The 14,859-nt window shown below is 67.6% G+C and carries 12 protein-coding genes; 3 read left to right on the forward strand and 9 right to left on the reverse strand.

All coding sequences use genetic code 11. From position 1 onward, the window contains the following. Positions 1–3: 3 nt before the first annotated feature. Positions 4–210, reverse strand: a complete 207-nt coding sequence (locus F3N42_RS11675) for a YdcH family protein (RefSeq protein WP_150864639.1) — start codon at positions 208–210, stop codon at positions 4–6. Positions 211–297: 87 nt separating this feature from the next. On the opposite strand from F3N42_RS11675, the gene F3N42_RS11680 reads away from it, so the two are divergent. After that, complete coding sequence (locus F3N42_RS11680) at positions 298–1,419, forward strand: TRAP transporter substrate-binding protein (protein ID WP_150864640.1); 1,122 nt, start codon at positions 298–300, stop codon at positions 1,417–1,419. Between the two features lie 9 nt (positions 1,420–1,428). On the opposite strand, the gene F3N42_RS11685 is transcribed toward F3N42_RS11680, so the two are convergent. Then, entirely contained in the window at positions 1,429–2,808 is a 1,380-nt protein-coding gene (locus F3N42_RS11685; protein ID WP_150864641.1) for a TRAP transporter large permease, read from the reverse strand. Positions 2,809–3,199: 391 nt separating this feature from the next. Here F3N42_RS11685 and argS point away from each other — a divergent pair, with 391 nt between their 5' ends. Next, on the forward strand, positions 3,200–4,963 hold the full coding sequence (gene argS / locus F3N42_RS11690) for an arginine--tRNA ligase (RefSeq protein ID WP_150864642.1): 1,764 nt from the start codon (positions 3,200–3,202) through the stop codon (positions 4,961–4,963). Further along, entirely contained in the window at positions 4,964–5,542 is a 579-nt protein-coding gene (locus F3N42_RS11695; protein WP_150864643.1) for an SPOR domain-containing protein, read from the forward strand. It begins immediately after the preceding gene. Between the two features lie 40 nt (positions 5,543–5,582). On the opposite strand, the gene F3N42_RS11700 is transcribed toward F3N42_RS11695, so the two are convergent. From F3N42_RS11700 to F3N42_RS11730, 7 genes are all read right to left on the reverse strand, one after another. After that, entirely contained in the window at positions 5,583–7,307 is a 1,725-nt protein-coding gene (locus F3N42_RS11700; protein WP_191621373.1) for a BatD family protein, read from the reverse strand. Next, the gene (locus F3N42_RS11705; protein WP_150864645.1) at positions 7,304–9,022 is read right to left on the reverse strand and encodes a VWA domain-containing protein; all 1,719 of its coding nucleotides are present in this window, start codon (positions 9,020–9,022) and stop codon (positions 7,304–7,306) included. Before F3N42_RS11705 ends, F3N42_RS11700 begins: the two co-directional genes overlap by 4 nt. After that, positions 9,022–10,041, reverse strand: coding sequence for a vWA domain-containing protein (locus F3N42_RS11710; protein ID WP_150864646.1), 1,020 nt, complete (start codon positions 10,039–10,041; stop codon positions 9,022–9,024). Before F3N42_RS11710 ends, F3N42_RS11705 begins: the two co-directional genes overlap by 1 nt. Beyond that, entirely contained in the window at positions 10,034–10,543 is a 510-nt protein-coding gene (locus F3N42_RS11715) for a DUF4381 domain-containing protein (RefSeq protein ID WP_150864647.1), read from the reverse strand. The genes F3N42_RS11710 and F3N42_RS11715 overlap by 8 nt, the downstream gene beginning before the upstream one ends. A gap of 5 nt (positions 10,544–10,548) precedes the next feature. Continuing rightward, the gene (locus F3N42_RS11720) at positions 10,549–11,472 is read right to left on the reverse strand and encodes a DUF58 domain-containing protein (RefSeq protein WP_150864648.1); all 924 of its coding nucleotides are present in this window, start codon (positions 11,470–11,472) and stop codon (positions 10,549–10,551) included. A 7-nt stretch (positions 11,473–11,479) separates the two neighbouring features. Then, positions 11,480–12,502 (reverse strand): AAA family ATPase, encoded by a 1,023-nt coding sequence (locus F3N42_RS11725; protein WP_150864649.1) that lies wholly within the window; start codon positions 12,500–12,502, stop codon positions 11,480–11,482. A gap of 126 nt (positions 12,503–12,628) precedes the next feature. Then, complete coding sequence (locus F3N42_RS11730; RefSeq protein ID WP_224784878.1) at positions 12,629–14,824, reverse strand: primosomal protein N'; 2,196 nt, start codon at positions 14,822–14,824, stop codon at positions 12,629–12,631. Between the last annotated feature and the right edge of the window lie 35 nt (positions 14,825–14,859).

The following is a 14,859-nucleotide window of genomic DNA, read 5'->3' on the forward strand; positions in this document are numbered from 1 at the left end:
GTTTCAGGCGTCGAGGTCGGGGATGAGCTCGGACTCGAGCCGTTCGATCCAGTCCTTCAGCTTGAGCTTGCGCTTTTTCATGCGCCGCAATCGCAACTGGTCGACCGCCAGGTCGGCGGCCAGCCCCGAGATGGCCTGGTCCAGGTCGCGGTGCTCTTCGCGCAACGCCGCCAGCCGTACGGCGATATCTTCCGGATCTTGGGCGTTCATGGCGGTTGGGACGGGACTGGATCGTTCTCGACTCGGGCCAAGGACTATATCATCATGCGCCTTGTCCAGCCCTGAACCGGAGACACCATGAGCGACAAGCCCGTCAACCGCAGAGCCTTTGTATCCACCGCCGGCCTCGCCGGCGCCGCTGCCGTGCTGTCGGCCTGCGGCAATGAATCAGCGACGGCCAACTGCGCCGACGGCGTGGCCGCGGAGCCCATCGAGTGGAAGATGGTCACCGCGTGGCCGCGCGACTTCCCGGGGCTCGGTACCGGCGCGGCCCGGCTCGCCGATTACATCGGCCGCCTCAGCGGTGGCCAGATGACCGTCAAGCTGTTCGCCGGCAACGAACTGGTGCCACCGCTGGAAGTATTCGACGCCGTGTCCCGGGGCACCGCGGACATGGGGCACTCCGCCAGCTACTACTGGAAAGGCAAGGCGCCCGCGGCCCAGTTCTTCGGCTCGGTGCCGTTCGGGCTGACCGCACAGGAGATGAATGCGTGGCTCTATCGTGGCGGTGGCCTGGAACTGTGGCGCGAGGTCTATGCACCGCATGGCCTGGTGCCATTCCCGGCCGGCAACTCGGGTACGCAGATGGGCGGCTGGTTCAACCGCGAAATTCGCTCGCTGGCGGACATCAAGGGCCTGAAGATGCGTATCCCGGGCATTGGTGGCGAGATCCTCCGCCGCGCCGGCGGCACGCCGGTCACCCTGCCCGCCTCGGAAATCTACACCGCACTGCAGACCGGCACCATCGACGCGACCGAGTGGGTCGGCCCCTGGAACGACCTGGCGCTGGGACTGTTCAACGCCGCCCGTTACTACTACTTTCCCGGCTGGCAGGAGCCCGGCTCGGCGCTGGAGGCGATGGTCAACAAGGCCGCCTGGGATGCATTGCCGTCACACCTGCAGGCCGCAGTCGAGGTCGCTTGCCAGGCCGTCACCACCGACATGTGCGCGGAGTTCACCTGGCATAACGCCGTGGCGCTGAAGCAGCTCCGTGAAGAGCATGACGTGGAACTGCGCGCCTTCCCGGACGAGGTCATGGCGCATTTCCAGCAACTGACCCGCGAGTACCTGGACGAGCAGTCCGCGGCCGATCCCATGTTTGCCCGGGTGCACGCGTCCTATCGCGATTGCCTGGACATGCTGCGGCCGTTCAGCGCGGTCTCCGAACAGTACCTGATGAACCTGCGCGAGCCGGGCTGAACAGCGGGATCAGTACAGCGTTTCCGGCAGCCAGGTGGCGATCATCGGGAACAGCGCCAGCAGCAACAGCATGCCCAACTGGATGGCGATGAACGGTACCACGCCGCGATACATCGCCGTGGTCGGGACACTGTCCGGCGTCACCCCGCGCAGGTAGAACAGCGAAAAACCGAACGGCGGGGTCAGGAACGACGTCTGCAGGTTCACGGCAATCATGACCCCCAGCCAGACCGGATCGATCCCCATCGCCAGCAGCACCGGACCGACGATGGGAATGACGATATACGTGATTTCGATAAAGTCGAGCACGAAACCCAGCAGGAACAGCGCCACCATCACCACCAGCACCGCCGCCGTGGTGCCGCCGGGCATGGCACCCAGCAGCGAGGCGACCTGCTCGTCACCCCCCAGGCCACGGAAAACCAGGCTGAACAGCGAAGCGCCGATCAGGATCATGAACACCATGGCACTGATCTTCGCCGTGCGGTACACGGCGGCCTTCAGGGTTTCCCTGTCCAGGCAGCGGCGCAGGGCGGCCAGCACCAGCGCCCCCACGGCGCCCACGGAAGCGGCCTCGGTGGGCGTGGCGATGCCACCCATGATCGAGCCCAGTACCGCGACCACCAGGAACAGCGGGCCCGCCGCCAGGCCCAGCAGCCGCCAGCCACTGACCCCTTCCATGTCCTCGTCCACGGTGGTGCCCGCGGCCGGCAGGCTGGCCGGCTTCCACACCGCCATCACCACCAGGTAGAGCATGTATAACCCGACCAGTGCCAGGCCGGGCAGCAGCGCGCCGGCAAACAGCTCGCCGACGGAAATCGTGTCCGGACTGAAATTGCCCATGCGTAACTGGGCCTGCTGGTAGGCGTTGGAGAGCACATCGGCGAGCAGGATGAGCACGATCGACGGCGGCACGATCTGGCCCAGGGTTCCGGCCGCGCAGATCGAACCGGTGGCCAGCGACGGCGAATACCCGGCACGCAGCATAGCCGGCAGCGACAGCAGGCCCATGGTCACGACGGTCGCCCCGACGATGCCGGTGCTGGCTGCCATCAGCGCGCCGACGGCCATGACCGCGATACCCAGCCCACCGGGCACACGCCGCATCATCACCGCCAGGGAACGCAATAGCTGGTCCGCGAGCTGCGACCGTTCCAGCACCACGCCCATGAACACGAACACCGGCACCGCGATGAGCGTCTCGTTGGTCATGATGCCGAAGACGCGGTTGGGGAAGGCCTCGAGATAGACGGGGTCGAAGAACCCGGCAACGGCGCCGATACCGGCGAACAGCAGGGCTACCCCGGCCAGGGTGAAGGCCACCGGGAAGCCAGCCAGCAGGGCGGCGGCAACGACGGCGAAAAGCACGAACGGCATCCATTCAGACATTCAGGGGTTCCCGGCTGTTATGTTTGTCGTCTCGGAAACGGCTTCCACGGGCTGCGAGCACGCGGAAGCGTCGATTTTAGCACCGGCCCGGGCTGGATGAAGACGAGCCGGGCCCGTTTTTTATTCACAAGCCCTGGCTCTGGTCAAATAATCAGGGGTTCGAGCGCTTTCTTATTAAACCAGCATTAAAATGTTATGTATCTGTTTGTATTTTCTGATTTAATAACAATGCAACATGCCAGGCGGCACCCACACTGCAAAACAGAATCGCCCGCCGCACCGGGCTTTAACGCAGTTAGTCACAGAGTTATCCACAGGGTTTTCCTCGCCATGAAAGAGTACAATAGCCGGCTTTCGCGCCCCTGTCCGTGAGCACACGGAAACGAACGACATGCTCAAGAATCACATTGAAGAACTCCTGATCCAGTCACTGATCCACCTCAAACGTGACGGCATCATCCCCGACACGGTCGATGTCCAGCCGCAACTCGAGCGCACCCGCTCGGTCGACCATGGCGAATACGCGACCAACCTGGCCATGGCGCTGGCCAAGCCCGCCGGCAAGCCGCCGCGCGAACTGGCACAGGCGATTATCGACCGGCTGCCACGATCGCGACAGGTTGAACGCACCGAGATTGCCGGGCCGGGGTTCGTCAATTTCTTCCTCAATCACTGCGCCCTCACCGGCGTGGTCAAGGACGCCCTGCGCCACGGTGACGCGTTCGGTACCCAGCCGGTTCACAGCGAGGAGCGCGTGACCGTGGAGTACGTGTCCGCCAACCCGACCGGCCCGCTGCATGTCGGCCACGGGCGCGGCGCGGCCTACGGGGCCAGCCTGTCGAACGTGCTGCAGGCCGCGGGCAAGAACGTCCAGCGCGAGTACTACGTCAACGACAATGGCCGGCAGATGGACATCCTGGCGCTCAGCGTCTGGATCCGCTACCTGGAGCTGTGCGGTGAACAGGTGCGTTTTCCGGACAACGGCTACCAGGGTGAATACATTTACGATATCGCCCGCGTGGTGCGCAGCGAGGACGGCGACAAGTGGCGCTTCTCCAGCCACGATGTGCTCGACGGCCTGCCGCTGGACGGCGAGGCCGGCGGCGACAGCGAGGCCTATATCGACGCGTTGATCGCCAAGGCGTCGGAACTGATGGGGCACGAGGGCTACCTGGTGTTCTTCGGCGCCTCCATCGACGCCATCCTGGGCGACATCAAGGACGACCTGCGCGAGTTCGGCGTCGAGTTCGACACCTGGTTCTCCGAGGCGCAGCTGGAAGAAAGCGGCGCCATCGAGCACGCCATCGAGCGCCTGCGCGCGAATGGCCACCTTTACGAAAAGGACGGCGCGACCTGGTTCCGCGCGTCCGAGCTGGGTGATGAGAAGGACCGCGTGGTGGTGCGTGAGAACGGCAAGACCACGTACTTCGCCTCCGATATCGCCTACTTCATGAACAAGCTGGAGCGCGGCTTCGGCAAGGCCATGTACATCTTCGGCGCCGACCACCATGGCTATATCGCCCGGCTGAAGGCCGCCGCGCTGGGCCTGGGCGAAGATCCGGAGAAGCTGGAAATTCTGCTGGTGCAGTTCGCGGTACTGTTCCGCGACGGCAAGAAAGTGCAGATGTCGACGCGCTCCGGCAAGTTCATCACGCTGCGGGAGTTGCGTGAGGAAGTCGGCACCGATGCCGCACGCTTTTTCTATGTCATGCGCTCGCACGACCAGCACCTGGACTTCGACCTGGACCTGGCCAAGTCACGCACCAACGAGAACCCGGTGTACTACGTGCAGTACGCGCACGCGCGCATCTGCAGCGTGTTCCGGCAACTGGAACAGAATGACATGCGCCACAACGCTGCCATCGGCGAGGCGGCGCTGGACCAGCTCACCGAACCGCGTGAGCTGGCCCTGATGCGGGCCATCAACCGCTACCCGGAAACCATCGAGGCCGCCGCCCGCCTGCGCTCACCGCACCTGGTCGCGCACTTCCTGGGCGACCTGGCGACCGAGTTCCATGGCTACTACAACGCCCACCAGTTCCTGGTCGACGACGAAAACCTGCGCAACGCCCGCCTGAACCTGGTCGAAGCCACCCGCATCGTGCTGGTCAATGGCCTTGAGCTGCTGGGCTGTTCGGCGCCGGAGGAAATGTAAGTGGCTCGCCGGGGGCGCAAACAGACATCCAGCCGCGGCAGTTCTTCGCCGGTGCTGGGCTGGTTTATAACCGGGCTGGCCCTGGGCCTGGGCGGTGCCGTGGTGCTGTTTTATACCGGCATCATCCCTTCCATGCCGAACCGGCCGGCGGCGGTGGCCGAGCCGGCGCCGGCAGACAGCGGCGATGCCCTTCTCGACGACACCAGTGAGCGCCGCTCATCGCCCGAGTACGAATTCTTTACTGTGCTGCCGGAAATGGAAACGGTGGTGACTGAGCGCGAACTGGCGCAGCCCGAAGCGGCATCGGCCAGCCCCCAGGATACGGCGACTCCGACGGACACCAGCGAGCAGATGTACCTGCAGGTGGGTTCGTTCCGCAGCGCGGGTGATGCCGACGAGATGAAGGCGCGCCTGGCCCTGCTGGGTAACCAGGCCGCAATCCAGACGGTCACCGTTGACGGCGTGACCTGGCACCGTGTGCGTGTTGGCCCGGTCAACGGCCGCCGCCAGGCCGAAGAGGTGCGCCAGCAACTGCAGAACAACGGCCTGGACGTGATGGTGGTCAGAAACCGGAACTGATCCGGAACCGGCCCCGGCCCCGGCCCCGGCCTGCCCTGTTCTAATCCCGGCGCGCGCTATCCCAGAGGTCCGGCGCGCCGGCGCCCTCACCGGCCACCGCCGGCGCTTTGCCCAGCGCCTGGCCGGACCGATACCATTGTTCGAACGTCTTCCGTAAGGACTCGCCCTGCCAGGTGTCGTCGCTCTCCACCTGGAACCCGCTTCCATCGAGTGCCCTGACCTGGCCTGCCAGCTTTGCCTCACCGGCTTCGTCAAGCCGTCGCGCGAACGTGCGCAATCGCCCACCCGCCTGGCGGGGGCCATCATGGCGCAGCCACCGTGACAGGTGCCGTCGTGCGGCCGCAGCATCATTGGCCCTGCACGCGGCCTGGAAGTCATTCATGGCCCGCGAAGGGTCTTCAACGGCAGCGCGTGGCCGCGCTGATGCCGCGGACCGCCCGCGCGGCCGCAGCCACCACAGCCCCAGTGTCAGCAGCCACAACACTGCAAAGCCCAGCGCGATCCACGGCCAGTGGCCACCGATGGTGGTGCCGACCTGGCGTTCGCCTGCTCCAGGCGCGGGCCCGGCCGGCGCGGTGACCGGGGTGGCGGACGGCAGGACCGTCACACGCTGTTCCGGCAGCACGGCGACCCGTTGGCGGTTGTTGGCGGTATCCCACCAGCTGATCCGCAGTTCCGGCAGCAACAACTCGCCGGCCTGCTCGGGCACGACGGCATAGCGGAACTCGCGGTGTCCCAGCACCCACTGGCCATCATCGCGACTGATGCCCTGCGGCTGGTCCGGGTAGATCCGCGCATTCGGCATGTCCGGCCATGCCGGCTCTTCCAGCATGTGCTCTTCCAGGCCCACGGCGTCGATGATGACGGTGCGGGTCACCGGCTCGCCCACGTGCACCTCGTCAGCATCGGTGATCTGCTGGCTGGCGCTCAGCGCCCGGGCCGGCAGCCAGTGATCGCCACTGTAAGCCGGCGGCCTTGGCTGGATGTCCAGCACCAGCGGCTCGCTCTCGACGCGGACCCGGCGGCCGCGGACCGTCGGCTGCCAGAGCCGGTCACCGGACCGCTCGACCAGGCGCCCGGTCAGCTGCATCGACGGAATGACCAGTTCACCGGAACGCTCCGGGAACACCGCGTAACGGCGCTCCAGCACCCGGTAGCGCTCGCCGTTACGGTCCGCGGTGTAGGGCACCTCGTCCAGCAGTCGCACCGAGGCCTGGTCCGGCGCCGGCGGGCTGACCGATGCCTCGGTCAGGTTCTGCTGGTAGAAAATACGAACCTTCAGCGCAATCTGCGCGTGCACGTAATAGGGGCCCTCGACAGGCTCCAGTTCCAGTTCGATAAACACCGGCGGCGCTTCGCCCGGCGCGGCTTCGGGAGCCGGTGTGACTTCCAGGCTCACCGGCGCCGTGCTCGCCCCCCCGGGGAACTGCATTGCCGGGATGGTCAGGGTGCCGGCGCGTTGCGGTTCCAGCGTCACCACCAGCCGCTTGACCGTGACCTGCCGGCCATTGGTGATCGACATGCGGGTCTCGGTTCGCCGGTCAAGCAGGATGAAATCTCCGTCCAGGGCGGACAGGTCCGCATCCAGGCTCTGCGCCGAGTCATCGGTCTGCAGTGCCAGCGTGACGGTCTCACCCACCACGGCGCGATCGCGATCGAGTACGGCCTCGACGGTGGCCGCGAGCGCGCCCAGCGCCGGCCAGCAACACAGCCAGACCAGCAGGCTGGCCAGGGCCCAGCGAGGGTTGCGGTTCGTCTGTCTCACCATGGATCTCCTTCGTCCGGTGGCGCACCGCGGCGCTGGTGCTCAATCTGGAATTTGCGTCTCAACAGCCCGCCCGGGTCATCCGGAATGCGGCGCAGCCATTGCTCCATGGCCTGCTCGTCCTCTTCCGACCAGGCCTGGGCCATGGCCTCTTCCTGGCCCGGCTCGGACTGCCCCGGCTCCTGGCTTTCGCTTTCGCTGTTCTCGCCCTGCTCGGCTTCCTGTTCGCCATCGCCGGACTGTTGCTGATCGGACTCACTGTCTTCGTCGGATGCCTGCGGCTCACCCTGGTCCTGCTCGCCCTCACCTTCACCCTGGTCGGCGTCCTGCTTTTGTTGCTCGGCCGCCTGCTCGACCAGCGCACGGTTGTACAGCGCGTCGTCCAGATCCGGGTTCATGGCCAGGGCGCGGTCATAGGCGGCGATGGCCTCGTCAAGGCGGCCCTGCTGCGCCAGTGCGTTCCCCAGGTTGTACTGGGCATCGGCGTCTTCCAGCGATGACCAGGCGGTGGCCGCCGCGGCATGGTCGCCGGCCCGGTAGCGGGCCTCGGCGGCAATCGCGGGGTCACGCGCGAGCACCGCCGCCCTGTCAGACTCACCCTGCGCCAGCGCCTGCTGCGCCTGCTGGTCGCGGCGTTGCCACAGGTCGTCCCACAGCCCGGCTTCTGCGATCGAAGGCACGGCCAGGGACGCGACCGCCAGGCTACCCGCCAGGCCGGCCACGGTGGCATGCGAAAACAGCGCGCCGCGGCGGAACCCGAGCGCCGCCAGTGGCAGCAGGCCCAGCAACAGCCAAGGCCCGAAATCCCGCCAGCGGGCGCCGGCGCCATCGTCACGCCGGGCAAAGGCCTCGCCCTCATCGCGGGCCCAGGGCGAGCCTTCGACCGCGTCACCCACCAGGCTGTAACGGCCACCGCCGGCCCGCGCGAGCGCGCGCAGGTTGGCGTCTTCCAGCGTGGCGATGACGATGTTCCCCGAAGCGTCGCCCAGGAACCCGCTGCCGCTGGGGATGGGCGCGCCTTCCGGCGTGCCCACGGCCAGCACCGAGGTGATCATGCCCTGGTCGCGCAATTCGCCGGCCGCGTCGACGGCACGTGCGTCAGCCGAGTCCGTGACCAGCAGCACCTCACCCTGGCCAAGGCCGGAGCGTTGCAGCAGTTCGGCCGCCATTTCCAGCGCCAGGTCGGCGCGGCTGCCCGCCACCGGCACCACGTCGGGCCGCAGCGCCGGCAGCATGTTGATCACGGTGTTCGTATCGCTGGTCAGCGGCGACACGACATAGGCGTCGCCGGCGTAGGCGACCAGGCCCACCTGGCCTTCCTCGATCGCCGCCAGCAGGTCGGAAAGGCGGAACCGCGCCCGCGTCAGCCGGTCGGGCCGAAGGTCCTGCGCCAGCATGGACTGCGACAGGTCGACGACGATGACGCGCGCGTCGGTGGCGCTGAAACCGATATCCGGCAAGCGCTGCCAACTGGGCCCGGACAGGGCCAGGACCGACAAAGCCAGTGCCAGGCCCGCCAGCCAGGCACCCAACCCGCGCCGGCGCGATCCGTTGGTCTCACCCACCGCGAGCCAGCGCAGCAGGTGGGGGTCGCAGACCCGTGCCCAGTCGCCGGACGGGCGTCGCCAGCGCCGCCACGCCCACGGCAACAGGCCCGCAAGCGGCAAGGCCAGCAGCCAGGCGGGGCGGATGAAATGCAGGCCGAGGATATCCATCAGGCGGCCACGGTCCCGGTACGCCCCGGGCGCACGCCGACGCCGCCGGCCAGCACCACCAGCGCGAATGCCAGGCCCAGCGGCCAGAAAAACAGCTCGTCCACCGGTCGCACGACCTCGACGTCGCTCTCGACCGGCTCGAGTTCATCCAGGATCTCGTAAATCCGCGCCAGGCCCGCGGCATCGCGGGCACGGAAATAGCGTCCGCCGGTCCGCTCGGCGATCGCCTTAAGCGTATCTTCATCCAGGTCGGCAGACGGATTGACCACGCGTGTACCGAAGAAGTCCTGCACCATCATTTCATCGGCGCCCACACCGACGGTGTAGACCGTCAGCCCCTCGCGGGCGGCGAATTCCGCGGCCTGCAGCGGCTGGACCTCACCGGACGTATTGGCCCCATCGGTGAGCAAGACCAGGACCCGGTCGGAGGCCGCGTCCTCGCGCAGGCGCTTGACGGCCAGGCCTATAGCGTCACCAATCGCGGTCTCGCGGCCGGCCAGGCCAATCACCGACTCGCCCAGCAAGGTGGCCGTGGTTTCGGTGTCGAAGGTCAGCGGCGTCTGCAGGTAGGCCCGGCTGCCGAACAGCACCAGGCCGACGCGGTCGCCGCGGCGGCGCTCGATAAAATCGCCCGCTACGCGCTTGACCACGGACAGGCGGTTCACCGCCTGGCCCTCCCAGACCATGTCCTGCGTGTCCATGCTGCCGGAAACATCAACCGCCAGCAGCAGGTCGCGACCGGTGACCGGCAGGCTCTGGATTTCACCCACCCATTGCGGCCGCGCAGCGGCGAATACGAGCAGCAACCAGGTCAGGGCCGCCAGCAGGTGCCACAGGGGGCGCCGGAATCCATCGCGGGCGTCGCCCGCCAGTTGTCCATACCAGGGCACACGCAGGGCCAGCACGCCGTCGGCAGCGGCCTTGGGCAATGCCCAGCGCAGCAGCCACGGCAGCGGCGCGAGCGCCAGCAACCATGGCCAGGCCAGGGTGAAACCGCCACCGCTCACGACCTCACCCATTGGCCAGGACCCACTGGCGCGCCGCCCGTTGCAGCGCCCCGGCATCGAAATCGGGAATGGGCTGGTAGGGGCCGGTGGCGAGTGGGCCGAAGGCCCCGTCACCGGCGCCGGATCGCGCCTGCAAAAAGGCTGCCCAGTCCGCGCCCCGCAGCGCTTCGCACTCTCCCGGAAACGCGCGGATGGCCACCCACTTGAGGGTCTGGTTGACCGCGGCCAGCCACTCGGCCGGCTCGGCTGACGGATCATGGGCCTGCGCCAGGCGATCCAGTCGCAACGCCAGGGCCTGGCGCCGGCGCTTCACACGCCATTGCCGGAACAGGCGATAGCCCAGCCAGCCAAGCACCGCCAGCAGGATCGCGGCCAGCAGCCACCAACCCGGCGCCGGCGGCCAGAACGGCGCGTCGGGCGCGGCGTGGATATCCCGCAATTGCGACAGCCATTCGCTGCCCGGCTCTGCCGGGGCCGGGGGCGACGGCGGGGTCGGCGTTGGGGCCTGGGACATCGGTTTCACCGCGACCGCCCCACCAACACCCGCAATTCACGACCGAGTACGTCGACGGGATCATCCGTAGTCCGCAGCGTGACCCAGCCACACTGGTGCCGCTGGAACAGCCGCCGCGGCGCCTCTTCATGTGCCGAGCGCATGGCCTCGAACTCGCGGCGGCCACGATCGGCCACCGTGTCGAGCAGGCTGACCTGGCGGCCATCGGTAATGGGATAGCGCCCGGGCGGCAGGGACTCTTCGGCGGGATCGAGCACCTGGCAGCCGATCACGTCGTTGTGCTGGCGGATACGGCTGAGATGGCGATTGCAGTCGTCGTCGAGCCCGAAGAAGTCGCTGATGACCAGGACCAGGCTGCCGGGGCGCAGGGTGTGGCGCGCCCGTTCCAGGGTCGCCGAAAGCGGCTCGCGGCCGTCGCCCATACGCGCCGGGTCGAGCCAGTCGACCAGCCCCTGGACAACGCGCATCGCGCCGCGTCGGCCACCGGCCGGGCGTAACTCCTGGTGCTCGCCGGGGGCCGAAAGAAAGGCGCCGACCCGGTCCCCACGCTTGACCGCGGTCCAGGCGATGGCCGCGGCCATCTGTGCGGCGGCCACGGACTTGAGCCGGACCCGGGTGCCGAAAAACAGGCTCGGTGAGGCGTCCAGGATAATCAGGACGGGGCGTTCGCGTTCTTCCTGGAACACCTTGGTATGCGGTCGGCCGGTGCGCGCCGTGACCCGCCAGTCCATGTTGCGGATGTCGTCACCCGGCTGGTAGTTGCGCGACTCCTCGAAGTCGACGCCACGGCCGCGGAAACGCGAACGGTAGGCGCCAGCCAGCGCCGACGCGGCCGGGCGGTGCATGGGCAGCATCAGCGCGTGGCAGCGGGGGCGCAGCGCGATCAGGGCCTCGGCGCTGACGTCGATTCCGTCGCGGGACTCGCTCATCGGTGAATCAGGGAACCGGGACGAGATCCAGCAGCCGGTCGGTCAACTGGTCGACGGTGACGCCATCTGCCTCGGCCTCGTAGGACAGCAAGACGCGGTGGCGCAGCACATCGTGGGCGACCGCCTGGATATCATCCGGGGACACAAAATCACGGCCGTCCAGCCACGCCCGGGCACGGGCGCAGCGATCCAGCGCGATGGTGGCGCGCGGGCTGCCACCGAAACTGACCATGCGGGCCAGTTCGTCGTCCCAGCGGCCCGGTTCGCGGGTCGCCAGCACAAGCTGCACGATGTACGCCTGCAGCGCCGGTGCCATGTGCAGGTCCAGCACCTGGCGCTGCGCCGAGAACACCTGCGCCTGCGTCACCAGCACCGGCGGGGCACCGGTTTCGCCCAGTTCATCGCGGGCCTGGCTGCGGGCGAGTTCAAGGATGGCCTGCTCGGCCTCGGCATCCGGGTAGTTGATCGCCACGTGCATCAGGAAGCGGTCGAGCTGCGCTTCCGGCAGGGGATAGGTGCCCTCCTGCTCAATCGGGTTCTGGGTGGCCATCACCAGGAACAGCTGCGGCAAGGGGTACGTGACCCGACCCACCGTCACCTGGTGCTCACCCATGGCCTCGAGCAAGGCCGACTGCACCTTTGCCGGCGCACGGTTGACCTCGTCGGCCAGGATCAGGTTGTGGAAAATCGGGCCGCGCTGGAACTCGAAAACGGCCTCCTGCGGCCGGTAGATCTCGGTACCGGTCAGGTCGGCGGGCAGCAGGTCGGGCGTGAACTGGATGCGGTGGAAGTCACCCTCGATGCGGTCGGCCAGCACCTTGATCGCGGTGGTCTTGGCCAGGCCTGGCGCACCTTCGACCAACAGGTGACCATGGCACAACAGGGCCATGACCAGGCGTTCCATCAGCCGCTCCTGGCCAATAATCAGGGCATTTGCAGCCTCACTGAGCCGGGCGAAGGCCTCACGCTCCGGCGAGGCGACGGTGGACGTGTTGGCCTCGGCAGGCGTTGGGGTTTCAGCGGATTCCATCGAGTGTCCTTGCGGGTCGGGTTCAATCTACCGGAATTCTAGCGGTTCCGGTTCCATAAGTTGGGTCTGCCCCATCTTCCATCAATACGTGACGCGACGGGCGTGTCATTGGTCACGAGCGGCGCGTCAGAATTCCTGCGGGTCAACATCAATGGCCCAGCGAACCTGGCGCGCGGTGGGCAGGCGGCGAACGGCGTCCAGCCAGTTGTCCAGGGCACGCTGCAATATGGGGCGCTCTTCGGACTGGGCCAGCAGGTACCAGCGCACCCGTCCTGCCCGCTTCTCCATCATCGCCGGAAACGGACCGTGCAGGCTCATGCCCCGGCCCTGCCAGGCCTGCCGTGCCGCCTGCAGGAAGGCCCGCACCGGTTCACGGTCGGGCGCGTCGGCCCGCAACACGGCCTGGAAGGCGAAAGGCGGCAGGCCGGCCAGCCGGCGCTCGTCCAGCTGGTTACCGGCGAAAGCCGGATAGCCCTCCTCCACCAGGGTCCGGAGCGCGTCGTGATCCGGGTGATGGGTCTGCAGGATCACCGTGCCCGGCGCCTGCGCGCGTCCGGCTCGTCCGGCCACCTGCACCAGCATCTGTCCCATGCGCTCCAGCGCCCGAAAATCGGCGCTATAGAGGGCCTGGTCGATGTTGACCACGACCACCAGCGTGACCTTGGGGAAGTGGTGGCCTTTCGCCAGCATCTGCGTGCCCACCAGCAGGCAGGGCTCACCGGAACGCACCGTCTCGACCAAAGACTCGAGTTCGCCCTTGCGCCGCACCGCGTCGCGATCGACGCGGTAAACCGGTGTGCCGGAAAAGAGCCGGCCCAACGCCTGCTCCAGCTGCTCGGTACCCTCACCGGCGCCCTGCAGGGCATCGGCGCGACAATCGGGACACACATCCGGGGCACGCTCTCGCGCCTCGCAGTGATGACAGACCAGCACACGACCCGCCCGGTGCCAGGTCAGGTTGGCGTCGCATTGCCGGCAACGCGCGTGCCAGCCACACTCATGGCACAGCAGCACCGGCGCGTAGCCGCGCCGGTTCAGGAACACCAGGGCCTGCTCCCCACGGGCCAGCGTTTCGCCGATCGCGGCCAGGGCGTCGGGGCACAGCCCGGCCTCGGTACGCCGGGTGCGCAGGTCGACCACGCGGATGGCCGGCGGACTGGCGCCGGTGGCCCGTGTCACCAGGCGATGTTGGTGGTAACGCCCTGCCCGTGCGTTATGCAGGGTCTCCAGCGACGGCGTCGCCGTGCCCAGCACGATGGGAATATCCAGGTCGTGGGCGCGCTTGACCGCGACATCTCGAGCCGCGTAGCGGAATCCGTCCTGTTGCTTGAACGATGGGTCATGGGACTCGTCCATGACCAGCAGGCCCGCCTTGGTCAACGGCAGGAACAATGCCGAGCGCGTCCCCACGAACAGTTGTGCCTCCCTACGCGCCGCGGCCGCCCATGTGGCCATGCGCTCGCCGGCAGACAGGCCGGAATGAAATACCCTGGGCGCGACGCCCAGTCGAGTCTCAAAGCGGCGCAACAGCTGGGGTGTCAGGCCGATCTCCGGAACCAGCACCAGCACCTGCTGACCCGCCGCCAGGTGATCCTGGACCAGGCGCAGGTATACCTCGGTCTTGCCGCTACCGGTCACGCCATCAATCAAATGACAGGCGAATCCCTCACCGGCCGCCCTGATCGCGTCGAGCACCTGTCCCTGCTCCGCCGTGAGCACCGGGCCTTCAGACGGATCGCGTCGGCGCGGTCGGGCCGGCTGCTCGGTCGCCCAACCGGCTTCAATGAGCGCGGCCAGGCTGGGGCGGCCGGTTTCTGCGGCGGCCAGCAGTTCGGGCGCCGGCATCGGCCCGTGCTCGAGCGCAGCCAGGAGCCGGTGCTGGGCACGGGCACGCCCGGGGGGCTGCGCCAGACGCTCACACCCCTCGCCCGTGATGGAGAGCTCGGTGGGGGGATCGGGCCAACGCGATGTCGGCTTGCGGAAATCCGGCGGCAGGGCGCCAAAAACCACCTCACCGATGGCGTGCTTGTAGTACCGCGAGCACCACTCGAGCAAGGCCAGCAGCGCTTCGCCAACGCGCTGTTCAATCGGGTCGATGGCTTCGCCGACGTGCTGCAGTTTGGACCGCGGGAAGCGGCTGCCATGGCCGACCGCCATCACCAGGCCAACCAGCTGTCGATGACCGAATCGAACCTGCACACGCTGGCCGCGTTGTGGAACGCCGCCGTTTTTCGGTGGTAAGTAGTCAAACAGCCCCGGCAGTGGCACCGCAACGGCCACGCGCAGCACTTCGCCGCTGTAACCTTGCCCCGCGTCGTTCACGGGACCCGGGCGCCGGCCTGACCAGCCCTTGAAAA

Source organism: Marinihelvus fidelis (genome assembly GCF_008725655.1).
In the GTDB taxonomy this organism is placed as follows: domain Bacteria; phylum Pseudomonadota; class Gammaproteobacteria; order Xanthomonadales; family SZUA-36; genus Marinihelvus; species Marinihelvus fidelis.